The 22,575-nt window shown below is 65.7% G+C and carries 22 protein-coding genes; 10 read left to right on the top strand and 12 right to left on the bottom strand.

Annotation, left to right across the window (positions count from 1 at the left end):
• Positions 1 to 4: 4 nt before the first annotated feature.
• Positions 5 to 895, bottom strand: coding sequence for a plasmid replication/partition related protein (locus tag M2375_RS17900; protein WP_259169259.1), 891 nt, complete (start codon positions 893 to 895; stop codon positions 5 to 7).
• A gap of 107 nt (positions 896 to 1,002) precedes the next feature.
• Here M2375_RS17900 and M2375_RS17895 point away from each other — a divergent pair, with 107 nt between their 5' ends.
• The 6 genes from M2375_RS17895 to M2375_RS17870 all read left to right on the top strand — a co-directional run bounded on the left by M2375_RS17895 (position 1,003) and on the right by M2375_RS17870 (position 6,707).
• A complete protein-coding gene (locus tag M2375_RS17895) occupies positions 1,003 to 1,548 on the top strand; it encodes a DUF4256 domain-containing protein (RefSeq protein WP_259169258.1) in 546 nt (181 codons plus the stop codon).
• A gap of 145 nt (positions 1,549 to 1,693) precedes the next feature.
• Positions 1,694 to 2,653 (top strand): sulfurtransferase, encoded by a 960-nt coding sequence (locus tag M2375_RS17890; RefSeq protein ID WP_259169257.1) that lies wholly within the window; start codon positions 1,694 to 1,696, stop codon positions 2,651 to 2,653.
• 83 nt (positions 2,654 to 2,736) lie between these two features.
• Positions 2,737 to 3,846: a YeeE/YedE family protein gene (locus M2375_RS17885; RefSeq protein WP_259169256.1), complete on the top strand. Its 1,110-nt coding sequence runs from the start codon at positions 2,737 to 2,739 to the stop codon at positions 3,844 to 3,846.
• Positions 3,847 to 3,861: 15 nt separating this feature from the next.
• On the top strand, positions 3,862 to 4,026 hold the full coding sequence (locus M2375_RS17880; protein WP_259169255.1) for a hypothetical protein: 165 nt from the start codon (positions 3,862 to 3,864) through the stop codon (positions 4,024 to 4,026).
• Positions 4,027 to 4,131: 105 nt separating this feature from the next.
• A complete protein-coding gene (locus tag M2375_RS17875) occupies positions 4,132 to 5,175 on the top strand; it encodes a transporter (RefSeq protein WP_259169253.1) in 1,044 nt (347 codons plus the stop codon).
• 284 nt (positions 5,176 to 5,459) lie between these two features.
• Entirely contained in the window at positions 5,460 to 6,707 is a 1,248-nt protein-coding gene (locus tag M2375_RS17870) for a putative Na+/H+ antiporter (protein WP_259169251.1), read from the top strand.
• On the opposite strand, the gene M2375_RS17865 is transcribed toward M2375_RS17870, so the two are convergent.
• The 4 genes from M2375_RS17865 to M2375_RS17850 all read right to left on the bottom strand — a co-directional run bounded on the left by M2375_RS17865 (position 6,702) and on the right by M2375_RS17850 (position 11,059).
• Positions 6,702 to 7,649 carry a rhodanese-like domain-containing protein gene (locus M2375_RS17865; protein WP_259169250.1) on the bottom strand — a complete coding sequence of 316 codons (948 nt, stop codon included), beginning with the start codon at positions 7,647 to 7,649 and terminating at the stop codon, positions 6,702 to 6,704. The two genes, M2375_RS17870 and M2375_RS17865, sit on opposite strands and share 6 nt — an antisense overlap.
• Before the next feature lie 194 nt (positions 7,650 to 7,843).
• Positions 7,844 to 9,358, bottom strand: a complete 1,515-nt coding sequence (locus tag M2375_RS17860) for a tripartite tricarboxylate transporter permease (RefSeq protein WP_259169249.1) — start codon at positions 9,356 to 9,358, stop codon at positions 7,844 to 7,846.
• Positions 9,358 to 9,945 (bottom strand): tripartite tricarboxylate transporter TctB family protein, encoded by a 588-nt coding sequence (locus M2375_RS17855; RefSeq protein WP_259169248.1) that lies wholly within the window; start codon positions 9,943 to 9,945, stop codon positions 9,358 to 9,360. The genes M2375_RS17860 and M2375_RS17855 overlap by 1 nt, the downstream gene beginning before the upstream one ends.
• A 154-nt stretch (positions 9,946 to 10,099) precedes the next feature.
• On the bottom strand, positions 10,100 to 11,059 hold the full coding sequence (locus M2375_RS17850) for a tripartite tricarboxylate transporter substrate binding protein (protein ID WP_259169247.1): 960 nt from the start codon (positions 11,057 to 11,059) through the stop codon (positions 10,100 to 10,102).
• Between the two features lie 134 nt (positions 11,060 to 11,193).
• Between M2375_RS17850 and M2375_RS17845 the strand changes: the two genes are divergently transcribed.
• The 3 genes from M2375_RS17845 to M2375_RS17835 are packed head-to-tail and all read left to right on the top strand — an operon-like array spanning position 11,194 to position 13,766.
• Complete coding sequence (locus M2375_RS17845) at positions 11,194 to 11,889, top strand: response regulator transcription factor (RefSeq protein ID WP_259169246.1); 696 nt, start codon at positions 11,194 to 11,196, stop codon at positions 11,887 to 11,889.
• Positions 11,879 to 13,354, top strand: a complete 1,476-nt coding sequence (locus tag M2375_RS17840) for a sensor histidine kinase (protein ID WP_259169245.1) — start codon at positions 11,879 to 11,881, stop codon at positions 13,352 to 13,354. Before M2375_RS17845 ends, M2375_RS17840 begins: the two co-directional genes overlap by 11 nt.
• 19 nt (positions 13,355 to 13,373) lie before the next feature.
• Positions 13,374 to 13,766: an RNA-binding S4 domain-containing protein gene (locus M2375_RS17835; protein WP_259169244.1), complete on the top strand. Its 393-nt coding sequence runs from the start codon at positions 13,374 to 13,376 to the stop codon at positions 13,764 to 13,766.
• A 40-nt stretch (positions 13,767 to 13,806) separates the two neighbouring features.
• Here M2375_RS17835 and M2375_RS17830 read toward each other — a convergent pair whose 3' ends face one another.
• The 6 genes from M2375_RS17830 to M2375_RS17805 form a co-directional block, all read right to left on the bottom strand.
• Entirely contained in the window at positions 13,807 to 14,238 is a 432-nt protein-coding gene (locus M2375_RS17830) for a type IV pilin protein (RefSeq protein WP_259169243.1), read from the bottom strand.
• A gap of 10 nt (positions 14,239 to 14,248) precedes the next feature.
• Entirely contained in the window at positions 14,249 to 17,914 is a 3,666-nt protein-coding gene (locus tag M2375_RS17825; protein WP_259169242.1) for a pilus assembly protein, read from the bottom strand.
• Between the two features lie 13 nt (positions 17,915 to 17,927).
• Positions 17,928 to 18,650, bottom strand: a complete 723-nt coding sequence (locus tag M2375_RS17820; RefSeq protein WP_259169278.1) for a pilus assembly protein PilX — start codon at positions 18,648 to 18,650, stop codon at positions 17,928 to 17,930.
• Between the two features lie 65 nt (positions 18,651 to 18,715).
• Positions 18,716 to 19,588, bottom strand: a complete 873-nt coding sequence (locus M2375_RS17815) for a prepilin-type N-terminal cleavage/methylation domain-containing protein (RefSeq protein WP_259169241.1) — start codon at positions 19,586 to 19,588, stop codon at positions 18,716 to 18,718.
• Positions 19,589 to 19,601: 13 nt separating this feature from the next.
• On the bottom strand, positions 19,602 to 20,294 hold the full coding sequence (gene pilV, locus M2375_RS17810; RefSeq protein WP_259169240.1) for a type IV pilus modification protein PilV: 693 nt from the start codon (positions 20,292 to 20,294) through the stop codon (positions 19,602 to 19,604).
• Positions 20,295 to 20,302: 8 nt separating this feature from the next.
• On the bottom strand, positions 20,303 to 20,881 hold the full coding sequence (locus M2375_RS17805) for a GspH/FimT family pseudopilin (RefSeq protein ID WP_259169239.1): 579 nt from the start codon (positions 20,879 to 20,881) through the stop codon (positions 20,303 to 20,305).
• A 181-nt stretch (positions 20,882 to 21,062) separates the two neighbouring features.
• Between M2375_RS17805 and ribD the strand changes: the two genes are divergently transcribed.
• Complete coding sequence (ribD, locus tag M2375_RS17800) at positions 21,063 to 22,193, top strand: bifunctional diaminohydroxyphosphoribosylaminopyrimidine deaminase/5-amino-6-(5-phosphoribosylamino)uracil reductase RibD (protein ID WP_259169238.1); 1,131 nt, start codon at positions 21,063 to 21,065, stop codon at positions 22,191 to 22,193.
• A 9-nt stretch (positions 22,194 to 22,202) separates the two neighbouring features.
• Here the strand turns inward: ribD and M2375_RS17795 are convergent, their stop codons facing one another.
• Positions 22,203 to 22,451, bottom strand: a complete 249-nt coding sequence (locus M2375_RS17795; RefSeq protein WP_259169237.1) for a hypothetical protein — start codon at positions 22,449 to 22,451, stop codon at positions 22,203 to 22,205.
• Positions 22,452 to 22,575 lie beyond the last annotated feature (124 nt).

Raw genomic sequence — 22,575 nt, 5'->3', positions numbered from 1 at the left:
AGGCTTAGGCCTCGTCGGGTACCGGCAGGTCCTGCGAGGCTGCAGCAGCCAGCTGCAGGCGCAACTGGGCGTTTTCCAGCTCCAGTTCTTGGACGCGGGCACGCAAATCGCTGATCTGCTGCTGGGCTTTGTCGAGCGCAGCATCCACCGCCTCGGCACCGTGCGCGGCCGACGGTGCGCTTTGCGGGGCTTCGGCCTCGGGCGCCTCGTCCTTGGGTTTGCGCTTGGCATCACGCACCTGCTTGACCACCTGCTTCAAGCCATCCTTGCCGCCTTGCGCGGCGGCCTGCTGTTCTTCATGCGGCAGGCTGGCCACCACGGCGGCGGCATTGATGGAGATGTCGCCGGCCTTCAAGGCCTCCACCAGCGCAGGGGCAGCGCTTTTCTGGATCTTCTCGATCTGTGCCACCTGGCTGCTCGACAGCCGGGCAGCTTTGGCAATCGCCTCACGGGTAGCTACCTTTTCCAGCTCGGCCGCATCGACGGGCGAGAAAGCCTCGTCGGCATTGCTGACGGCAAGCGCTTCGCCTTCATCCGCCTGTGCAGCCACCGGGTGGGCCTTCTCCAGCTTGCGGTGCTCCAGAATCTCGCGCTTGCGCAGGGCCAGCACACCGCGCTGGAAATCCGAGACACTGCGGCGCCCCAGGTGCTGGTCAATCATCCACAGGTAAACATCCTGCATGGACTGGAACTGGGTGTTCTGCACCGTGTTGAAGGGCAGGCCATGCTTTTGGCAAATGCCGTAGCGGTTGTGCCCGTCGACCAGCACATTGCCCCACAGCACCAGCGCATCGCGGCAGCCTTCGGCCAAGATGCTGCGCTCCAGCGAGGCATGCTCGTCGGGGGTCAGCGGGTCGATGTAGGCCTTGAGTTCTTCGTTGACAACAATATCCATAATGCGTGACGGCGGCTGGGTGCCGCCGTTGGGTAATCCTTAAAAAAGCTTGCACCGATTGTAGAAGTGCGCAAAAGTGGCAGCCGCTTGACAAGGATTTGACTGCCATGAACAAGACTGAACTGCAGGCCATGATGGCCGTGCTGAAAGCCCGCTTTGAGGCCCACGAAGCACGCCACCCGGCGCTGGACTGGGCCCAGGTGCAACAGCGCCTGGAAAAAAACACTGCCGCCCAGAAGGCGCTGGCGCAGATGGAGGCCACCGGCGGCGAGCCCGATGTGATCTTGCACGACAGCGCCAGCGGCCAGCTGCTGTATGCCGATTGCGCCGCAGAAAGCCCCCCGGGGCGGCGCAGCCTGTGCTTTGACGCGCAGGCCCTTGCCGAGCGCAAGGAGAACAAGCCGGCCGGCAGTGCGCAGGGCATGGCCGCCGCCATGGGCGTGCAGCTGCTCGACGAGGCGCAGTACCGCCATCTGCAGACCTTGGGCACATTCGACTGCAAAACCTCCAGCTGGCTGGCCACGCCGCCAGAGATGCGCAGCCTGGGCGGTGCACTGTTTGGCGACCGGCGCTATGACCGGGTGTTCACTTACCACAACGGTGTGCAGTCCTATTACGCGGCACGGGGCTTTCGCGCCGGGCTCTGGCTGTAGGCCCGTGGAGGAGCCACTTGTGCGCTCCATATTCCTGAGCGGTATATAACCTTACCGCCATATATTCAATCTTCCACATGGCGAGATCGCCGCCCGCAATCGCAGGACAATAGTGCCCATTGATTGCTATCGAGACGCTATTGCCATGACAACCCTTCGCCAGCTGGCTGTGGCCAGTGCCCTGATTGCCAGCACCTGGCTGACTGCAGCCCATGCCGCCCAGCCGCTTTTGCGCCCTGCCGAGCTGGCGGCGGCCCAGCAAAGCGCAGCCGCGCCCGTGGTCATCGATATCCGCGAGCCCAAGCTCTATGCCCAAGGCCATATCCCGGGCGCCCTCAATGCGCCTTATGGCAAGTGGCGCGGCCCGGCTACCAACCCCGGCGAGCTGCCCGATCTGCCCCAACTCACTGCGCTGGTGCAATCGCTGGGCCTGACCCCGGCCACGCATGCCGTGGTGGTGTCGACCGGTGCCGACGCCACCGATTTTGGCGCGATGGCCCGTGTCTACTGGAGCCTGAAGGTGCTGGGTCTCAAGGACCTGTCCATCGTCAATGGCGGCATGAAGACCTGGGTGGCCGAGGGCAAGCCTGTCAGCACCGAGGTGCCCCAGGTGCCCGCCAGCAGCTACCAGCCCGCGCTGGACGAGAGCCTGATCGCCACGCGCGACCAGGTGCGCTCCCATGTGGACCTGAGCAATGCCGCGCTGGTCGATTCCCGGCCCGATGCCTTCTACCAGGGCCAGACCCGGGCGCCTGCGGCCAAGCTCTCGGGCACTTTGCCCGGCGCGCAGCAGCTCGATTTCAACCAGTGGTTTGTCAAGGGCACGGCCGAGTTTGTCGACCCGGCCACTGCCCGGCAAATTGCCCAGAAGGTCAGCCGCAAGGAGGGCCAGGACACCGTCGCCTTTTGCAATACCGGCCACTGGGCTGCAACCGACTGGTTTGGCCTGAGCGAGATGGCCGGCCTGCCCAATGTCAAGCTGTATGCCGGCTCGATGGTGGACTGGACCCAGCAGGCCGATGCGCCAGCGATGGAGAACCAGCCGAGCCGCGCCGAGGCGTTGGCCTATGACGCCAAACAATGGTGGCAGCGCAAGTTCAAGTAAATCTGAACCGATTCTTGGGCTGCCAGCACTTCTGCAGAAGCGCTGGCAGCTTTTTGTTGTATTGACTCTCAACGGTGATCGTGATGAAACGACTTCCCTTGTCGATCCTGATGGCGGCCTTTTTCGGCTGGCTGCTGTGGTCGGTATCGCTGCGCCAGGCGGCGCTGTTCCTGGTGGGTATTGGCCTGGGTGCCATCTTGGCGGGGCAGCGCTTCGGCTTTACCACCGGCTGGCGCATGCTGGTGGAAGATAAGGATCCGCGCGGCGTTTTTGGCCAGCTGCTGCTGCTGGCGCTGGCCGCCGCCATGGCCATGCCACTGCTGGGCCACTACCCGGAGCTGACGGCGGCTTTGGGCCCGCCCAGCATCAGCCTGCTGGTGGGGGCCTTTGTGTTTGGCCTGTGCATGCAGATTGCTGACGGCTGCGGCAGCGGCACCTTGTACAAGGCGGGCATGGGTATCCCGATGAACACGGCCATCTTGCCGATGTTTGCGATCGGCAGTTTTCTGGGATCGCTGCACCTGGGCTGGTGGCTGGACCTGGGCCGCATGCCAGCCGTGGGCCTGGTCAGCACCTGGGGCTGGCTGCCGGCCCTGCTTGCCACCTTGGCGGCGCTGGCCGTGATCGGCTGGGCGGTGAAGGCCTATTGCGACAAGGCCAACGCCAAGGCCGACAGCGCCCAGCAGCGCAGCACGCCTGGCCTGTGGCAACGCAAATGGGTGATGGGCGCGATTGGCCTGGCCATATTTGCAACTTTGAATTTGGTGATCGCCGGCCAGCCTTGGGGGGTGGTCTATGGCTTTGGCCTCTGGGCCGCCAAGGTGGCTAGCGGCGCCGGCATGGTGGACCTGGCGGGCAACTGGTTCTGGAGCCAGCCGGGCAATGCCCAGCGCCTGCAAGAGACGGTGCTGCTGGACATCACCAGCATCACCAATATCGGCATTCTGGCCGGTGCGCTGTGGATTGCTGCGGGCAAGCCCGCCGCCGCCAAGGCGCTGACGGGCACGCAGTGGCTGGTGGCCCTGGTGGCCGGTCTGGTGCTGGGCTATAGCTCGCGCCTGGCCTTTGGCTGCAATGTGGGCGCGATGCTCTCGGGCATCAGCACCGGCAGCATCCATGGCTGGATCTGGGTGCCGCTCGCCTTTGTTGGCACCATTTACGGGCTGCGCATTCGCCGCCACTTTGGTTTTTAAGCGCAGGAGCCACACATGAACACCACCATTTTGCGCAGCACGTTCTGGGTGCTGCTGGTTGCCTTTATCGCCTGGGACTACGCCCACAGCAAACCCGTTGACCTGCGCTACGAGGCGCCACTGATTGCGGCCGGCTCGGGCCAGCATGCCAGCGGCGGCCACTGTTCGATGCCTGACTGAGCGCGGGCCCCAGCGCAGGTCATGGCCTTGTCATTAAAACGTCACTATCGCACTCAAAAATAAGGGGTTTGGCGAGGGGCTACCGCCCGTTCGCGGAGTGCTATCTTGACTGAACCCTTGCCGCGGGGGGCCGATACGGCTCCGCTGGTCTCCCCCCATGACAACAGCGGCCTCATCTGGGGCTATGCCTTTGACGGCGCTGGCCCGGCTACCGCGCTGACGGCCGAGCAGGCGCAGGCCTGGCTGGCCGCGCCGCCCAGCAGCAGCGGCTTTGTCTGGCTGCATTTCAACCTCTCCCATGCCCACTGCCTGCGCTGGCTGCAGCAGTATGCGGCGCTCGATGAGCAGTACTTCGAGGCCATGCGCGATGGCCTGGCCTCCACCCGCATCGAGCGCATGGATGACGCGCTACTGGCCGTCATCAATGACATCGACTTCGATTTCCATTTCGAATCCAGCGACATCCACACCATGTGGATCCAGGCCTCGCCGCAGTGGGTGATCTCGGCGCGGGCCCACCCGCTGCGCTCGGTCGATGCGCTGCGCCAGCAAATACGCCAGGGCGATACGCCCGAATCCAGCCCCCAGCTGCTGGAGCGCTTGCTGCGCGCCCAAGCCGATGTGCTGGTACGCATCGTGCGCGATGTGACCCAGCGCGTGGACCAGGTCGAAGACACCATGCTGAGCGGCCGCACCCACATGCGGCCCCGCCAGCTGGGCGTGTTGCGCCGCCTGCTGGTGCGCTTGAAGCGCCTGCTCGCGCCCGAGCCATCGGCCATGTTCCGCCTGCTGCAAACGCCACCGCAGTGGATGCGCGACGAGGACCTGCATGCACTGCGCGCGGCCAGCGAGGAGTTCTCCGTCTTTTTGCGCGACATGCAGTCGCTCGAAGAGCGCATCAAGCTGCTGCAAGAAGAGATCGCCGCCGGCACCAACGAGGACACCAACCGCTCGCTCTACACCTTAACCATGATCACCGTGCTGGCCCTGCCGGTGAACATGATGGCCGGCCTGTTTGGCATGAATGTCGGCGGCATTCCGCTCAGCCAGGACCCCCTGGGCTTTTGGCTGCTGGTTGGCGTGATCGTGCTGTTCTCGCTGATCGCGGCGCTGTGGCTCAGAAGCAAACGGCGCAACCCGCCGTCCTGATGCCGGCCCACTGCCTTCCCAGCGCCTTCACAGTGCCTGCGCACGGCCTGCCCCATGCCCGTTCCGGGCCTGCTAAAAGACATTGAAAACCCATATCTGATTATTTTTTTGTAAAATGGAAGGCTTGGGTGTCGTCACATAGGGTGTAGCGGCAGGTTGTAAGCGAAGGTCGGGCCGCCTCGCTGGAACCCTGTTGCCTGCAAAGGCTTGCATACGGGACGCTGGCACGATAGTCTGCGTCTGGTTGCTTGCAAACCTTTGCATGCTTCTGTTGAAAGCACACCATGTTTTCCATTGAGTATCTGGCGGCTGGCATTTTTGCCATCGCGCTGCTCCACACTTTTTTGGCCAAGCAATTCGAGCGCCTCTCGCACCGCTACCCACGCCATGCCGGCGTTTTCCATCTGCTGGGCGAGGTCGAGATTGTCTTTGGCTTCTGGGCCATGGTGCTGATCGCAGTCATGGCCTTGGCCAGCGGCCCGGCACAGGCCGTTGACTACGCCGAATCGCGCAACTACACCGAACCCCTGTTTGTTTTTGTCGTCATGGTGATGGCGGCATCGCGGCCGATTGTGCTGACGGTGCAGCGCCTGCTGGCGGCCATGGCCGGTGCCACGCCGCTGCCCGTAGCCCTGAGCCTGGCCTGGCTGGGCCTGGCCGCCGTGCCGCTGATGGGCTCGCTGATCACCGAGCCTGCAGCGATGACGATTGCCGCGCTGACCCTGGCACCGCTGGTGTTTACGCAGCAGATGCCCACCCGTATCAAGTACCTGGCCTTGGGCGTGCTGTTCGTCAATATCTCCATTGGCGGCACCCTCACCTCCTACGCCGCGCCGCCGGTGCTGATGGTGGCAGCAACCTGGGGCTGGGACAGCGCCTTTATGCTCAGCCAGTTTGGCTGGAAAGCCGTGATTGCGGTGCTGATCAATGCCAGCATTGCCACCTGGTTCATGCGCCGCCATCTGGTCGACATGCCGCAGACCACGCAGGCGCAGGCTCGCGTGCCTTTTGGCGTGGTGGCCGTGCATGCGGCCTTGCTGGCAGCCGTGGTCGTGCTGGCCCACCACCCGGTGCTCTTCCTGGCGGTGTTCCTGATGTTTCTGGGCTACACCCATGCCTATGCCCAATACCAAAGCCCGCTGATTCTCAAAGAGGCGCTGCTGGTGGGCTTTTTCCTGGCCGGTCTGGTGGTGCTGGGCGGTCTGCAAAGCTGGTGGCTGCAGCCGCTGGTGGCCAGCATGTCACCGCTGGTGCTGTTCTTTGGTGCGCTGGGCCTGACGGCCATTACCGACAATGCCGCCCTCACCTACCTGGGCTCCCAGATCGAGGGCATGAGCGATGCGGCCAAGTACATGCTGATGGCCGGCGCCGTGGCGGGTGGCGGCTTGACCGTGATCGCCAATGCCCCCAACCCCGCTGGCGTGGCTTTGCTCAAGCAGGGTTTCAGCAATGCCTCCATCAGCATTGGCGGCTTGCTGCTGGGTGCCTTGCTGCCCACCGCCATCGCTGCGCTGGCCTTTCTCTGCCTATAAAGCAGGGGTAGCGGCGGCGCCGCCATGCACCTGGTAGCCCGCATCCATCCAGGCATCGATACCGCCCAGCAGCGGCCGCACCCGGGCGACCCCCGCGCGGCGCAGCAGCTGGGCAATGCGCGCAGCCGATACCTCGTTGGGGCAGGCGCAGTAGACGATCACCGAGGCCTCAGGATCGATAGCCGGCAGTCGCGCACCCTTGGCATGCGGGTCATAGGAGTGCGCGCCGGGGATGTGCGAGGCCGCAAATGCAGCAGCCGCACGCACATCCAGGATGACGGGCAGATCGCCGCTGTCCAGCATGCCATTGAGCTCATCGACCGTCAGCCGCTCCATCCGCAATGAGCGGATCATCTGGCGCCGGCTCCACCAGCGCCGCGCAATAAAAACGGCAAACGCCAGCCCCAGCAGCAGCAAGCCCCACTGGCCCAATTGCGCGAGCACGGCCAGCAGGTCTTCCACAGTGGAGCTGAACAGGCCGCCCAGCAGCACCGCCGAGCCCACCCATAACAAAGCCCCCAGGCCATCAAACAGCACAAAGCGTGCGGGCGATGTGCCCACGGCCCCTGCCAGCGCGCTGGCAATCGATGCAAAGCCGGGCACAAACTTGGCAATCAGCAGCGACTTGGCGCCCCAGCGCCCGTAGAGCGACTCGGTGTTCTGCACGCAGGAATCGGGCGAGAGCGAAATCTTGCAGACCCTGGCCAGCACCCGCCGACCATAGCGCCGCCCCAGCGCATACCAGACGCCATCTGCGATCAGTGCCGCCAGCACCGCCACAGCAATCAGCAGCCACTGCTGGGCCAGCGAATGGCCATGGATGGCCCCGGTGACCATTAGCACCGGATAGGCGGGGATGGGCGCGCCCAACTGCTCGATCAGCACATTGAGAAAGACGATGCCAACACCGTATTCGCGCACCAGGGCAACAATGAAATCCATGAATACAAGCCGTTCACATGCTGCCGTGGCAGCGCCAGTTTTTGATCCTGGGATGTTAGGCCATGGGCGAGCCACTGCCTAGCCCGCAAATGGGCAATACACTGTTGCAGCACTGGAACGACTGGCCCCCAAAAAACGCAAAAAAAGGCACCCCGCAGGGTGCCAAGAGAAGGATGCGTTGAATCCGATGCGGATCAGGCTGCCGCTGTCTGCGCCGCCTTGCGGTTGCCCATCCATTTCAGCACCCGGGGCACGATGAGCACGGCCAGCACGATGATGATCAGGGTCAGCGACATGGGGCGCTGCAGGAAGATGGTCCAGCTGCCTTCGCCAATGGCAACCGCATTGCGCATCTGCGCCTCGGCCAGCGGGCCCAGGATCATGCCCACCACCACCGGCGCGGTGGGGAAGTCAAAGCGCCGCATCACCACGCCCAGCACGCCAATGCCCAGCAGCAGGAACAGATCGAAAGTGCTCTGGCGCATGCCATAGGCGCCGACGGTGGCGAAGATCAGAATGCCGGCATACAGCTGCGGCTTGGGGATCTTGAGCAGCTTGACCCACATGCCCACCATCGGCAGGTTCAGCACCAGCAGCATCACATTGCCGATATAGAGCGAGGCAATCAGCGCCCATACCAGCGTGGCCGAGCTGGTAAACAGCTGCGGGCCGGGGTTGATGCCGTAGTTCTGGAACGCGCCGAGCAAGACGGCGGTGGTATTGCTGGTGGGAATGCCCAGGGTCAGCAAGGGAATCAGCGCCGCCGTCACCGTGGCATTGTTGGCCGCCTCGGGGCCGGCCACGCCTTCGATGGCACCGGTGCTGCCAAACTCGGCCTTGTCCTCGCCCTTGGCCAGCTTTTTCTCGGCCGCGTAGCTCAAAAAGGTCGGTATCTCCGTGCCGCCGGCAGGGATGCAGCCAAACGGCGTACCAATGATCGTGCCACGGATCCAGGCGGGCACCGAGCGCTTCCAGTCACGGCGCGTCATGTGTACGCGGCCCATGGTGTTCTGGGTGTCGCGGGTCTTGGCCTCGTACAGCGCAAAGTACAGCACCTCGGCTACCGCAAACAGGCCCACCGCTACCAGCACGATGTCGATGCCATCGAGCAGCTCGGGCTTGCCCATGGTGTAGCGCGCAGCACCGGTGATCTGGTCCATGCCGATGCAGCCCACGGCCAGGCCCAGGAACAAGGCGGTCAACCCGCGCAGGCTGCTTTTGCCCAGCACCGCACTCACGGTGGTAAAGGCCAGCACCATCAGCATGAAGTACTCAGGCGGGCCCAGGCGCACGGCAAACTCGGCCACGGCCGGGGCAAACAAGGTGACCACCACGGTGGCAATCGTGCCGGCGACAAAAGAGCCGATGGCCGAGGTCGCCAAGGCCGCGCCGGCGCGCCCGCTCTTGGCCATCTTGTTGCCCTCCATCGCCGTCACCATGCTTGCCGTCTCACCCGGGGTGTTGAGCAGGATCGAGGTGGTGGAGCCGCCATACATGGCGCCGTAGTAGATGCCGGCAAAGAAGATCATCGACGCGGTCACTTCGACCTTGGCCGTGATTGGCAGCAGCATGGCCACCGCCACGGCGGGGCCGATGCCGGGCAGCACGCCCACCGCTGTGCCCAAGGCGCAGCCTACCAGCGCCCAGAGCAGGTTCACCGGCGTGGCCGCCGTCATGAAGCCTTGAATCAGTGCATTGAAAATATCCATCACAGCCACCCTGTCTCGGTCAGCCCGGGCAAATTGATGGCCAGGAACTGGGTAAAGGCCCAGAACACGGGCGCAGAAATCAGCAAGCCCGTCGCCAGGTCCTTGCCCATGGTCTTGAAGGAGCCCGCATGGGTTTGGCCAGTGGCACGGCGCAGCCCTTGCGTGGCCAGCACATAGCACAAGCTGCAGCTGAGGATGAAGCCCAAGCTGGTGATCAGCGCCGCGCTGCTCAGCAGCCCCGCGCACACCCAGGTGAGCGCACCCCAGTCACCTTTTTGCGCGCCATCGGGCGCATCCAGGTGGTGAAAGCCACCGCTCAGCGCCTCCCAGCACAGCCAGATACCGCACAGGCCCAGCACACTGGCCGACAGCCAGGGCAGAAAATCAGGCCCCACGCCGCTGTAACCGGCTTGCGAAGGAATGTGCACAGCCCCCCAGGACAGCAGCCCGGCGATCACCAAAACGGCAATGCCGACCAGCAGCTGGGAGGTGGTGCGCGGCGTGTGGGCCTGCTCAAACGCGGCCTCCTGCGCCGGCGCAGCTGCGCCTTTGGCGCCCGGCCCCGAAGAATCTGCGGTGTTGCTCATGTCGAAACTCCTGAAAAGATGTCCGTGGCGTCCCTCGCCGCCCTGCGGGCGGCAACAGCCCAGCCAGGCACCGGGCCAAGCCGGTACCTCAGGCGGGTAGTTACAGGGAGCGCAACGCGCGGGGCATGGCCGCCAAGGGCCATGCCTGCCGCGCTTAGACCATGCCTGCGCGGGTCATGGTGTCTTTGAGATTGGCGAACTCGGCGGTGACGAACTGGCTGAACGCATCGCCAGCCAACCAGGCCGAGGTCCAGTCGTTCTTCTTCATCGATTCGGCCCAGCTGTTGCTCTTGGTGGCCTTTTCCAGCATGCCGATCAGCTGCGCGCGCTGGTCGGCCGAGATGCCAGGCGCGCCATAAACGCCGCGCCAGTTGCCGATTTCCACATCAATGCCCTGCTCCTTGAGCGTGGGCACGCTCGAGCCCTCCAGGCGCTGGGCCGAGGTTACCGCGATCGGGCGCATCTTGCCGGTGGCAATGTACTCGGCAAACTCGCTAAAGCCGCTGCCGCCAACGGTGACGTTGCCGCCCAGCACGGCGGCAATCGCCTCACCGCCGCCCCGGAAGGCCACGTAGTTGATCTTGGCCGGGTCCACACCCACGGCACGGGCAATCATGGCCGCAGCAATGTGCTCGGTGGAGCCGCGCGAGCCGCCGCCCCATTTGATCGAGCCCGGGTCCTTCTTGAGCTGTGCTACCACCTCGGCCATGTTCTTGTAGGGCGAGTTGGCAGGCAGCACGAACACGTTGTATTCGCTGGTCAGGCGCGCCAGCGGCGTGGCCTGGTTCAGATCGACCGGCGGCTTGCCGGTGATGATGCCGCCCAGCATGACCGCACCCATCACCATCATCGCGTTGGGATCGCCCTTGCTGCCGTTGACGAACTGGGCCAGGCCAATGGCGCCGGCCGCACCACCCTTGTTGTCATAGGTCACCGAGCCCGCCACACCCGCATCCTGCAAGGCTTTGCCCAGCGCGCGGCCGGTGGTGTCCCAGCCGCCACCGGGGTTGGCGGGCAGCAGCATCTTGAGGTTGGTAGCCGCTTGGGCCTGCATCGGCAAGGTACCGGCAGCGGCCAAAGCCAGCATGGATTTGAGGAATGCATCACGGCGCATGCTTGTCTCCTGATTGTGTTGTTAGTGCTTGAATCATCGCCGCCCTAGCTGTCAAATGGCTGTCAGCCAGCTGTCCGATATCTAGGGAAAACACCAGGCCTCGGGCGGCCCGCCAATTGGTGCAAACTTCGGCCATGCACCTCTTGCTGATCGAAGACGACCCCACCATGCAGACCACCTTGCAGCGCACTTTGCGCCGGCGCGGCATGGAAGTGACCCCCATCACCGATGGCGGCGCAGCCCTGCCAGCCTGGCGCAAGCTGGCGCCCGATGTGGTGGTGCTGGATCTGAGCCTGCCCACGATGGACGGGCTGGAGATCATCGCCAAAGCGCGCAGCGAAGGCCTGGGCACCCCCACCTTGATACTGACGGCACGCGGCACCGTGGGCGACCGCATTCTGGGCCTGAACTCGGGCGCCGACGACTACCTGGCCAAGCCCTTTGATCTCGATGAGCTCGAAGCACGCATCCGCGCGCTGGTGCGGCGCGCCCAGCCCCAGGCGGGCGAGACCAGCGCGCCGGCGGCGCCCCCGGGCATGGCGCTGCGCTACGACAAGGCCTCCGAATCGTTTTACTGGCAAGGCAGCTTGTTCGAGCTGACACCGCGCGAGGTGGCCTTCTTGCGGGTGCTGAGCCAGTCCATGGGCCAGGCGGTGACCAAGGAACGCCTCTTCAGCGCCGTCTTTGCCGGGGAGAGCGATGTGCAGCTCGAAGCGGTGGAAGTGGTAGCCTACCGCTTGCGCAAAAAACTGGCGCCCACCAGCATGCAGCTGATGACCTTGCGCGGCCTGGGCTACCTGCTCAAACCCGGCACACCCGATGTGGCGTAAATCGCCCAAGGCCCCGGGCCGGGCCCCCGGGCAGGCGCCGCGCATCCGTTCGCTGCGCCGCAGCCTGCTGCTGGGCATTTTGCTGCCGGTGGTGGTCTTCATCATCTACAACACCAGCAGCCTCTACCGCCAGTCCTTGCAGGCCGTCAACACCGCCTATGACCGCAGCCTGCTGGCATCGGCCAAGGTGATTGGCGAGCAGCTGACGGTGTCCGGCTACGACGACCTGGCCATCGTCGACTCCGCCGTGCCCTACTCGGCGCTAGAGGCCTTCGAAGCCGACAACCAGTCACGCTTGTTCTACCGCGTCTCCAACATGAGCGGCGAGCTCATCGGCGGCTTTGCCGAGCTGCCGATCTGGCGCGGGCGCATCGCCCAGCAGCCGCCCTATGCGGCGCTGGTGGATTTCTACAATGCCGAGTTCCGGGGCATGCCGGTGCGCATGGCCGCCCTGCTGCAGCCCGTCGCCAGCGCCACCGGCCGTGGCATGGCGCTGATCCAGGTGGCAGAAACCTTGGAGATCCGTGAGTCTCTGGCCCGCGACATTCTCTGGGGCACCCTGGTGCAGCAGGCACTGCTGTTCGGCTGCATTGCGGTGGTGGTGGTGGTCGTAGTGCGGCGTGCTACCTTGCCCATCCTGCAGCTGAGCGACCAGCTCAACGCCCGCAGCGACCAGATGCTCGAACCCCTCAAACCGCCCATCGACACCCCGTCGGAGATGCTGCCGCTGGTGGACGCGACCAACCGCGTGATGGCGCGGCTGGCCCACCTGGTGCAGCACCAAAAGCGCTTTGTGCGCGATGCCTCGCACCAGCTGCGCACGCCCCTGGCCGTGCTCAAGGTACAGGTGCAATCGGCCCAGCGGGGCGATGTCGAGCCCGAGCAGGCGCTGCGCGAGATTGCCGCAACGGTCGACCGCGCCACGGTGCTGGCCAACCAGATGCTGTCGCTGGCCAAGGTCGAGCAGCTGCACCAGTCCGAGCACACCCAGACCGTCAACCTCAGCGAGATCGTGCGGGACATGGTGATCGAGCTGTCGCCGCTGCTCGCCCAAAAAAGCCTGCAGTTCGAGCTGCAAAGCGAAGAGCTGCAGCTCCCTGCCCACCCCTGGATGCTGCGCGAGCTGGTGCGCAACCTGCTGCACAACGCCATCCAGCACTCGCCGCCCCAGGCGCCGCTGCTGCTGCAGCTGGCGCAGCAAGGCGCTACGGCCACCTTGCGCATCAGCGACTGGGGGCCGGGGGTCAGCGCCGAGATGCAGACACGGCTGACCGAGCCCTTTGTCAGCGGCAATCTCCGGGATGGCTCCGGCCTGGGCCTGGCCATTTGCCACTCGATCGTGACGGCCTTGGGTGCCCAGCTGTCACTGCACAACCGCCTGCACCAGGGTCTTGTCCAAGGCTTCGATGCTGTAGTAGAGTTCAGACCGAGTGCCTTACCCATCGCTGAAGATGCCCCACACTGAGACCGACCCGTCCCCATCCATGCGTATCGACAAATGGCTGTGGTGCGCCCGTTTTTACAAAACCCGCGCCCTCGCCGTGGAAGCCATTCACAAGGGCCATGTCAAAGTCAATGGCACGGTTGCCAAACCTGCCAAAGAGGTACGCGCCCAGGACACCATTGAGCTGCTGCAGGCCCAGACGCCCCGCACCGTAGCCGTGCGGGCAATGGCTGCCACCCGGGGGCCCGCCCCCATGGCGCAGCAGATGTACGAAGAAACACCCGAGAGCATCCGCCAGCGCGAAGTGCTGAGCGAGCAGCGCCGCCTGGCGCCCGAGCCTGCCAACAGCCTGCAGGCGGGCCGGCCCACCAAAAAAGACCGGCGCGACATGCAGGAGCTGCGCAGCTGGAACGACCGCTGGAGCGCCCAGTAAGCGACGGCAGTTGCGCCGCGTTGTTGCGCGGGGTGTTGACTCATCGGCGCCAGCAACCGCCGGCACTGCTGCCAGCGGCCAGCGCCAGGTTGCCGGCTTGGCCATCATGGCTGAGGGTGTAGTCACCGCAGCGATCCCGGGCCTGGCCGCCGGGCCGGCGCGTGGCCACCAGGGTGTAGCGCGCCGGGCTGTTGTCGGCCGCAAAGCCGATGGTGTAGCGCTTGTCAGCCGCATCCTGCCAGGTCAGCGCCGCAGGCAGATCCAGCGGATAGACGCCATTGGCCGTCGCAGCACGCTCCAGCCATTGGGCCGCATGCCAGAGCCCGGCCCGGGCTTCTGCCCGGTGGCCCCGGCGCACATATTCGCTGTAGCTGGGCAGCGCCAGCGCGCTCAGAATGCCGACGATGGCCAGCACGATCAACAACTCCACCAGCGTAAAACCGGCGCTTTTACTGCAGGGGCTTTTTCCCATACCTGTCCTTTCATCGTGCCTGGCGCCAGGTGGGCCGTACCGGCACTTCAGGCGGCTCGCGCTGGGCGCTGCCATCGATCCACATGCGCTGCTGGCCCTCGTCATCGCGCACCCTGATCATCGATGGCGGCCTTGCGCCCAAACGCATGCGCGAGGCATGGCCATCCGCCTGTGGATCAAACACGCCGTCGCCATCGGCATCCAGAATCTGGAGGCGGGGCCGCAGGCCATCGATGATGTTGATCAGGCTGAAATAGCGGCGCGCTGCGCTGCCCTCAACCGGCTCGCAGCTGGCCGGGCTCTGCATGCCAGCTGCTGCCCGCGCAGGCACCTGGCTGACCACGGCCAGCAGGTTGCTGCCGCTGTAAAAGCCCAGCGGTTGCAGCAGGCGTTCTCCGGCATCGGGCAGGTCCAGGTACCAGCCTCGGTGCCGGTTCCAATCCAGCGCATCGGCAGCCTCGCTTTCTTCCATCGTCCAGAACATGCGTCGGTCGCTGCTGCGGGCATGCACAGGGCTGGCGCTGACACGGCGCTGCAGCAACTGGCTTTGCGCCACCGGCCCGGGCAGATCGGCATCGCTGCCCAGCACCGACTGGCACAGGGGATCCGCCGCCGAGGCGCAGACTTCCACCCGGCTGCCGCCTTCGCCCACCCGCTTGTAGCGGCTGGTATCGAGCACGGCATACAGGCTCTGCACGCTGTCATCCTGCGGATCGAGGCGGGCGATGTTGCGGCCGGTGCCAAAGGCCACCATCAAACCGCCCACCGGCACCCGGCGCTCGCCTTCCGCATGCTGCTGCGTGCGCAAACGGTCATTGCTGCGTACCAGGGGCGCGGTGCTGATGGGCTGCGGCCATGTGCGCTGCCCAGGCGTGCTGCGCTGGCCACCCCGCGCCTGGTACAGCGGCACGCCGGTGGTCGATTGGTGGCTGGTCGTGGCCGCCAGCGCGCCCCATTGCGCCACACCCCATTCGCGGTCCTGGTCGGAGGTCATCAAAAACTTCCAGAGATTGCCCTGGTTGTCGCCGGCATAAGCCACATCGGGGCGGCCATCGCCATTGATATCGACCAGACGCGGAGCAGACAGGCCGTTGTCCTGCACCTGGCGGCATTGCGGACTGGGCGCGGTCTGTTGCCTGCAGGCCTGCGCCGAGGTACTGCCAGTCGCCACCAAGCGCAAGAGCTCATGCTCGCCATCGAGGTACTGGACCAGCAGCACGGGGCGCCCAAGGGCGCTGTTGTAGCCATTGCCCAGCACCAGCGCCCAGCGGCCGTTGTTGAGCTGCGCAATCTGCGTGCTGCGCTGGGGGTCGATATCGTCGCGCGACGGGCTGGCGGTGATATGGCCGATGTCGGGGTAGGCCTCGGCCAGACGCGCGCAAGCGCGCTGTGCTGCACCTGCCGCTGCCTCACATGCAGGCGCTGATTCCTGCGCGTGCCAGCTTCTGTCCATCAGCACCAGCTCGGCGGCCTGGGATTCGGAAAACGCCGTTTCGGGCTCGGTCACATCCAGCACAAAATAGCCTTTGCCGCCGGCGCCCAGGGTGCCCGCCAGCAGCGTGCGCCAGCGCGGGCTGCTGGCGCTGCCCAGGTTGGCGTCGCCTGCCAGTGGCGAGCCATCGACAAAATAGCGGTGCTGGCTGTCATAGGTCGGGCTGGTCAGGCCCCGCAGGCTGGGGATCACGCCCCGGGGCACATAGGCCATTTTTTCTTCGCCCGTCTGGGCCGAAAAGCCATGCAGCATGCCGTCATTGCCGCCCACATAGAGCATGGGCAGGCGGTGCTGGTGGCGCAGCACAAAGTCCAGGTAGCTGGCATCGCTGTAGCGCGCAGCAGGCTTGCCTTGGTACCAGATCTGCGAGTGCACGATATCGCCCTGGCGGGAATGCCGGTTGCGCAGGCTGCCGCCATGCTGGATCTCATGGCGGCGCTCGCCGCGCAGGTAATTGAGCCGCTGCGCAGCGCTCGCGGCCGCCTCGTCATCGCCAGCGTTGCCCTGCAAAGTCTGCTTGTGCGCGGCGCTCCAGTGGATCTCATCGGCCGCCCAGCGCAAAGGAACGCCCCGCTGCTGCGTATCTCCCCAACTGAGCACCACGCGCTGCGACCAGGCCATGGCATCGAGCTGGTCGGCGGTGCTCCTCCCGCCCCAACCGGGCGCGGGCTGCAAGCGGCCATCTGGTCCCATGGCCTGGGCCTCGATGGCGCCCGACCAGGCCCGGTCCGGGGCATAGCTGGCCGTGAACAGCAGGGCGTCTTGCGCGATCGCCTGGCTGGCACTGACAGCGCCCGTGCTGGCCCTGCCAGCGCCAAGCGTGCCGTCGGCATTCTGGGCCTGTATCTCACGCAGGATATGGCGCAGGGCGGCTGCCACATCGAGCCCGCGCATCGCGGCATAAAAACGGCCCCGCCCGTTGAGCGCTGCATGCCACAAATCCAGCGCCCGAACCCCTTCGCCCAGCGCCTGCATATCGGGCCAGGCAGCATCGCCTCTGGCCAGCGCCGCAAAGCTGCCGTCATAGCCCATGGGCAGCTGCTGCGTGGGTGGCAGGATGTGCGGCGCACCGGGCCAGGCGCTGGCCTCCTGGCCGATGCCGATCACATAGGTCACCATATGCGGCCAGGTGGCCGGGTTGTAGCGCGGGTTCCAGTAACGCTCCAGCACGGCGGCCTGGCCCCTGCCATCGCCAAAGCGCTCGCGCGGCGGCGCATGCAGGTAATCAGCCTCCGGCGCCAGGCTGCCACGCAGGCCTGCGCGCTGCAAGGGATCGGCCCAGCTGTGAAAGGCCCAGTCCGCCAAGGTGCTGGCGACCGTATCGCTGTAGAGCTGGGTGGCAGCCCGGTGCGCGGCGCTGCCCCCGCCATAGACACGGCCGTCGGGCAGCGTCTTGGCAACGTGGTGGTCATCCTGCGCGCCCCCCGAGGCCGGGCCGGACCAGCGGCTGCCCGCCAGCACGATGTGGTAGTTGCGACGGCAGCCCAGGTAGCTGCTGCTGGCTGCGGTGGCTGCACCGGGTTCGCTGGACCAGGGCCCTTGGGGGCTGAGGGGCCGGCGCAGATAGGCATCGGCCTGGCCCAACAAATGGTGCAAGTCGCTGCTGTGGCCGGCCCGGAGCGAGTCGGCAAAGGCCAAAAAATGCTGGCGATGGCTGCCTATCTGCGCGGTACTGCCCTGCAGGGCCTGCATGCCATTGGTGGCCAGGCGCGGGCTGTTGACCGAGCTGGCCCCGGGCCTGCGGCGCTGGCTTTGCACGGTGCCGCCAGGCCCAGCCCCGGGTGCTGCGCCATGGTTCCACATGGCTTGCCAGGCCAGGCGTATCGCGCCATCAGGCAGCTGTTGCCCATCACCCAACACCTCCTTGAGCGCATGCCGCAGCACGGCGATGCGCTGCGCCCGCGCATCCCAGGCGCCATCGCCATCCGGCTCGGTGATGGCGGCCAGGCCTGGCTCGGCATTGCCCATGCGCCGCTGCATTGCCGCCGAGTCATCGATGGAGAGGATGACATTGGGCGCCACCGCGTAGGCAGCAGCGCCCGCAGGCGCGGTGGCCAGCTCCAGGGCCCAGGCAGCGGCGGGCAGCAGCGCCGTGCAGGCCAGCGCTATCTGTCGCGCTGCGGCCAGGCGGCGCGGTGCTTGCCGCCTCCGCCGCCCATCCATATCCGCTTTGATGCCATCCATGCCTACCTACCTCTCAGTCCTTGCGTTTGGGCCGGGCGTAGCCTTGCTCCAGCACCACCAGGGTGTCCGGCTTGCGGCCAAAAGCCACCGCCGTGATGCGGTAGACCACATGCGGTGTCAGGCCCACCAGCTCCAGTTGCTGCGAGGGCGCATTGCTGATCAGGCCAGGCTTGCTGTCGATATAGGGAATGACCTCGATCCAGTACCAACCGCCTGCCTCGGCCTGCGCCCGTTCGGCCAGGATGGGATGGGCCGGATGCTCCGCATCGCCCAATTGCGCGCCGGTGTACTGGCCGAAACGCGCGCCCGTTCCGCCCCGTATCAGCGCGAACAGGTCTTGCTCGCCCGCGCGCCTGGCCGCAGCGCCAGCGGCAGGAGCGTTCCAAATATCCTGGCGCCCCACGCGCTTGGCGCACAGCGCATCCATGCAGCGCTGCGGCTGGGCACTGAGTGCGGCTAGAAAGGCCGGCAAGTCGGCATTCTCCAACGGCACCCTGGCGGTGCCGCCGCTGCGGCACACCCCGGGCGCTGCGGCGCGGGGCAAACCACCATGGTCGCAGGGCCGCCCATCGGCACGCTCGGCGCGGATGTCCAGCTCGGCATCCAGCAGCAGGGCCTGCGCCGCCTCGAACGCACGCTGGTAATCGGCATCGTTGCCCACCACCAGCTCTGCATACCAGGCCGTGCGCGCCGACCACAAGGCCAACAGCAGGGACAGCATGCTGAAGACAAGCACCGTCAGCAAGGCCGCACCCCGAGCGCGGCGCGGCCTGCTGCCAGGGAGAAAACGGCCAGCGCCTGTCATAGGCTGCCCTGGCTGCGCAGCTGGAACAGGTTGCGAAAGACGCGGTGCATGCGGCCCTTGCGCGGGGTTGCCAGGTCTGCAATGTCCACCCATTGGCCATCGCAGCCCACGTAGCCACTGCCCGCAGGCAGCGGGCCGGGCAGCGTGCCAAACAGCACCAGGCACACCTCCACGGCCACCACCTGCGACCAATCGCTGCCAGCTTGCTGGGCATCCACATACTGCATCTGCGGCTGGCCGCCCGCGCCCCCGGCATGCATGCGCAAATAGCGCATGCGCAGTGCCGCAACGTTCTCGATCAGGGGCTGGGGCGAGGCAGCGGTATCGTTGCCACCGCAGCGCAGCACATGGCCGCGCAGACTGAAGCGCGACTCCAGGCGCAGATCTGTATTGGCATCCGCGGGCCCGCCCAGGCAGTTGCGCGATTGCCCCGCCAGGCCAGACTGGGTAAAGACCGGCTCTTTGTAGCGGCGGCGGCCGGTTGCCAAGCTGTCGTCGCTGCCCCGCAAGGCATGGGTGTCGGGCGCATAGCCGCGTGCTGTGCCCACCCCGGCGGCAGCTGTTTCGAACGCGGCAGGTGTCAAGGCAGCGCTGTGCGAAGCATCGCTGCTGGCTGGCAGCTGCAAATTGAGGTAGAGGCTGCCCGATTGGCGCAGCTCCAAACCGATGACACGCAAAGCATAGCTGGCTTGCTGCTGCAAATGGCTGGCATCGCTGACGGTGGCCGCCACACTGCGGGAGGCCAGCAAAGCCATGCCCGCCGCAGCCATCACCACCAAGCCCAGCACCATGCCCACCATCAGCTCCACCAAGCTGAAGCCTTGCTGGCGGCGCACGCCCACCGCCAGAGGGCGCAAGACAACAGGCATAGCACCCGGCATATCAGGCGCCCCCACAGTGGTAGTGCACGGCGCTGCCCATGCGCTCTGCGCTGCAGCGCGCATTCAAGGCCAGGTACTGCATATGGCAGGTGTAGCGCAGATCGCCATCCTCATCCTGGCAGACCACCTCACCGCCGCGTTCATCGGCCGCCTGGGCGCCAGCCCCGTCGCCCACACGCTTGGTGGCATCGACGGGGTCAAAGTACAGCCCCGGGTCGCCGGTGCCCGCGAGGCCATGCGTGCTCTCGCGCCATCGGATCATCACCCCCAGCTGGCGCCGGTTGGCCGCCAGGTTTTCGCCGGGTGCCAGAAACAGCCGGGATTGGGCCAGCGGCAGGCTGCGCTCGACCTGCAGGCGCCACTGTGCCAGCTCGTAGTCGGCCAATTCGCGTGCATTGCAAGCCTGGCTGTCGCAAGGCTTGGCCAGCGGCCCAGGCGCCGCGCCCTGCCAGTCGCTGACATAGCGCTCCAGCTGCTCCCAGGCATGGGGGTTGGCGCGAATGCGCTCGCCCAGGTCTTCGATCAGGCGTATGGCCTGCACACGCCGGGTGCTGGTCTGCGTATCGGCAAGGGTTCGCATCTGCCAGGCCAGCATGGCCAAAACACCGATCACCAGCACCACCATGGCCACCAGCGACTCCAGCAAGCTGATGCCGCGCGCATAGGAGGGAGAGGGGTGGGATGGGCGGTGCATGGCCTGGCTCAACTCCGCAGCGCACAAGGTGGATCGTTGACCACCCGGACGCGGCCACCCCGGCTGGCACACAGGCCTTTGGCAGCGGCATCGTCCAGGGTTTTGCCCTCTGGCGTCAGCGAGAAGCTGAAACCCGCCGTTGGCATGCCCCAGCGGTCAAAACGGATACCTTCGCCCGTGCTGCTGCGCAGCACCTGCAGGCCCGGCGGTGCCTCAAACCGCTGCAGCACCGGGGCGCTTTGCGCACACAGCTGCTGGCCCACTTCATGGACACAAACCTGCCAGCCGCAGCTCCAGTCACGCGTGCCGGCCTGCGCCTGGCAATGCTCGCTGCCAACGATCCTTTGCAGTGCGACCCGGCCGCTGCGCTTGATGGCTTCAGAGCGCGCCAGAAAGATCGCTGAATGCATGGCCTCCAGCGATTGCCGCACACGCCAGCGCTGCAGCAGCCCACTGAAACTGTGCACCGCCAGGCTGGCAATAATGGCCAGCAGGGCGATGACGACCAGCAGCTCCACCGCGGTCAACCCCCTGTGGCATTGCAAGGGTCTGCGCCTGAATAAATCAATTAATACAATTGAATTCATATTTTTCATTGTTTATTTTTTTGACGCTGCGGTAAAGGTTTGGGCCATTGAAAAATTAAATCCGGCAGGACTGCATAACAGGACAGCACAGACAGGGCGCGGTGTTGCGCCGATAATCGCCAGGCCTGTCCACCATGGACCGCCATGCGACTAGGTACAGGCCCTATTGCGACAAGACTCCATGACTGATCAACCGATGCAAACCGCGCTGGATCTGGCTGCCAGCGCCCTGTTCATTACCTCCCCCAATCCCCGCGTCGGCTGTGTCCTGGTCGGCGCTGATGGCCAGGTCATCGGCCAGGGCCACACCCAGCGCGCGGGCGGCCCGCATGCCGAAATCATGGCCCTGCGTGATGCGGCAGCCCGTGGCCACAGCACGTCAGGCGCTACGGCCTATGTGACGCTGGAGCCCTGCGCGCACCAAGGCCGCACGGGCCCTTGCTGCGATGCGCTGGCAGCGGCAGGGGTCGCCAAAGTGGTGGCCGCCATCACTGACCCCAACCCCTTGGTGGCCGGCATGGGCTTTGCCCGCCTGCGCGCCGCCGGGGTCGAGGTGGTGGTCTGCGCGCCCGAGGACGGGGCGGAGGCATCCAGGGAGTTGAACATTGGCTTTTTCAGCCGCATGGTGCGCAAGCAGCCCTGGGTGCGGCTCAAGGCCGCCATGTCGCTCGATGGTGCTACCGCCTTGCCCGACGGCAGCAGCCAATGGATCACCGGCGAGGCAGCCCGCGCCGATGGCCACCAATGGCGGGCCAGGGCCTGCGCCATCCTGACCGGCGTGGGCACCGTGCTGGCCGATGACCCGGCGCTGGATGTGCGCTATGTGGAGACGCCTCGGCAACCCCGCCTGGTGGTCCTGGACAGCCAGCTGCGCACGCCCCCGCAGGCCCGCATTTTTGCGGCAGCACGCGAAGTGCTGATCTACACCAACAGCCGCGATACCGCAGGCCAGGCGGCGCTGGAGGCCGCTGGCGCCACCGTCATTCAGCTGCCCACCCAGGCACCACAGATGGCAGGCTGCAAGACGCGCATTGATCTGGGCGCGCTGATGCAAGACCTGGGCGCACGGGAGGTCAACGAGCTGCATGTGGAGGCCGGTGGCATCTTGAATGGTGCGCTGCTGCAGGCGGGTCTGGTCGATGAGTGCTTACTGTACCTGGCGCCCAAGCTGGTCGGCCAAGGGCTGCCGGCGTTTGGCGGCATGGCACTGCAGCGGCTGGCCCAGGCAGCGGCCTTGGACATCCGCAGCATCCAATCCGTGGGCGCTGATCTGCGCGTTCTCGCACGCATCCAGGGCCACGGCTTGTTCTGAACGGCGCCCCTAGTTGGCATAGCCCAGGCAGGCCCCCGCATTGGGCAGGCCCTTGCATTCACGGCTCAAGCGCCGGTCACGCTGGGCAGGGGTTTCTGCGCTGCTGCTGCGCTGGCGTTTGACCTTGACTTTGGCCGGCTTGCTGGTCGCCTGTGCCGCCTCGGTCTTCTTTTTGCGCGCTGCCCAGGCGCTCTCGGGCGGCACCGCGATGGCCAGCAGCAGCAATAGCAGCGTGTAAAAGCCCAGTGATTTGCGCATGGGATCAGTTCCTTTCACTATCAATAAATCGCTACGGAATTGAATTTTCTATCGTAGCGAAGTACCCCCTGCCATGGCCCGCGCACAAACCCTGGTAGCCCGCGCCAGCAGCCTGGCCATGCGT

Source organism: Comamonas sp. BIGb0152 (assembly GCF_024809975.1).
Lineage (GTDB): Bacteria > Pseudomonadota > Gammaproteobacteria > Burkholderiales > Burkholderiaceae_C > Comamonas.
The sequence above is the reverse complement of the archived record's forward strand: the minus strand, read 5'-3'. Positions and strand labels throughout refer to the sequence as shown.

What these genes read in the sequence shown, in the direction of transcription:
- M2375_RS17805 (WP_259169239.1), bottom strand. Translation starts at nt 20,881, where the DNA reads ATGAATTCAATTGTATTAATTGATTTATTCAGGCGCAGACCCTTGCAA.
- M2375_RS17855 (WP_259169248.1), bottom strand. Translation starts at nt 9,945, where the DNA reads ATGAGCAACACCGCAGATTCTTCGGGGCCGGGCGCCAAAGGCGCAGCT.
- M2375_RS17825 (WP_259169242.1), bottom strand. Translation starts at nt 17,914, where the DNA reads ATGGATGGCATCAAAGCGGATATGGATGGGCGGCGGAGGCGGCAAGCA.
- pilV (WP_259169240.1), bottom strand. Translation starts at nt 20,294, where the DNA reads ATGCACCGCCCATCCCACCCCTCTCCCTCCTATGCGCGCGGCATCAGC.
- ribD (WP_259169238.1), top strand. Translation starts at nt 21,063, where the DNA reads ATGACTGATCAACCGATGCAAACCGCGCTGGATCTGGCTGCCAGCGCC.
- M2375_RS17850 (WP_259169247.1), bottom strand. Translation starts at nt 11,059, where the DNA reads ATGCGCCGTGATGCATTCCTCAAATCCATGCTGGCTTTGGCCGCTGCC.
- M2375_RS17830 (WP_259169243.1), bottom strand. Translation starts at nt 14,238, where the DNA reads ATGGGAAAAAGCCCCTGCAGTAAAAGCGCCGGTTTTACGCTGGTGGAG.
- M2375_RS17815 (WP_259169241.1), bottom strand. Translation starts at nt 19,588, where the DNA reads ATGCCTGTTGTCTTGCGCCCTCTGGCGGTGGGCGTGCGCCGCCAGCAA.
- M2375_RS17865 (WP_259169250.1), bottom strand. Translation starts at nt 7,649, where the DNA reads ATGGATTTCATTGTTGCCCTGGTGCGCGAATACGGTGTTGGCATCGTC.
- M2375_RS17840 (WP_259169245.1), top strand. Translation starts at nt 11,879, where the DNA reads ATGTGGCGTAAATCGCCCAAGGCCCCGGGCCGGGCCCCCGGGCAGGCG.
- M2375_RS17890 (WP_259169257.1), top strand. Translation starts at nt 1,694, where the DNA reads ATGACAACCCTTCGCCAGCTGGCTGTGGCCAGTGCCCTGATTGCCAGC.
- M2375_RS17895 (WP_259169258.1), top strand. Translation starts at nt 1,003, where the DNA reads ATGAACAAGACTGAACTGCAGGCCATGATGGCCGTGCTGAAAGCCCGC.
- M2375_RS17795 (WP_259169237.1), bottom strand. Translation starts at nt 22,451, where the DNA reads ATGCGCAAATCACTGGGCTTTTACACGCTGCTATTGCTGCTGCTGGCC.
- M2375_RS17900 (WP_259169259.1), bottom strand. Translation starts at nt 895, where the DNA reads ATGGATATTGTTGTCAACGAAGAACTCAAGGCCTACATCGACCCGCTG.
- M2375_RS17845 (WP_259169246.1), top strand. Translation starts at nt 11,194, where the DNA reads ATGCACCTCTTGCTGATCGAAGACGACCCCACCATGCAGACCACCTTG.
- M2375_RS17860 (WP_259169249.1), bottom strand. Translation starts at nt 9,358, where the DNA reads ATGGATATTTTCAATGCACTGATTCAAGGCTTCATGACGGCGGCCACG.
- M2375_RS17835 (WP_259169244.1), top strand. Translation starts at nt 13,374, where the DNA reads ATGCGTATCGACAAATGGCTGTGGTGCGCCCGTTTTTACAAAACCCGC.
- M2375_RS17880 (WP_259169255.1), top strand. Translation starts at nt 3,862, where the DNA reads ATGAACACCACCATTTTGCGCAGCACGTTCTGGGTGCTGCTGGTTGCC.
- M2375_RS17870 (WP_259169251.1), top strand. Translation starts at nt 5,460, where the DNA reads ATGTTTTCCATTGAGTATCTGGCGGCTGGCATTTTTGCCATCGCGCTG.
- M2375_RS17885 (WP_259169256.1), top strand. Translation starts at nt 2,737, where the DNA reads ATGAAACGACTTCCCTTGTCGATCCTGATGGCGGCCTTTTTCGGCTGG.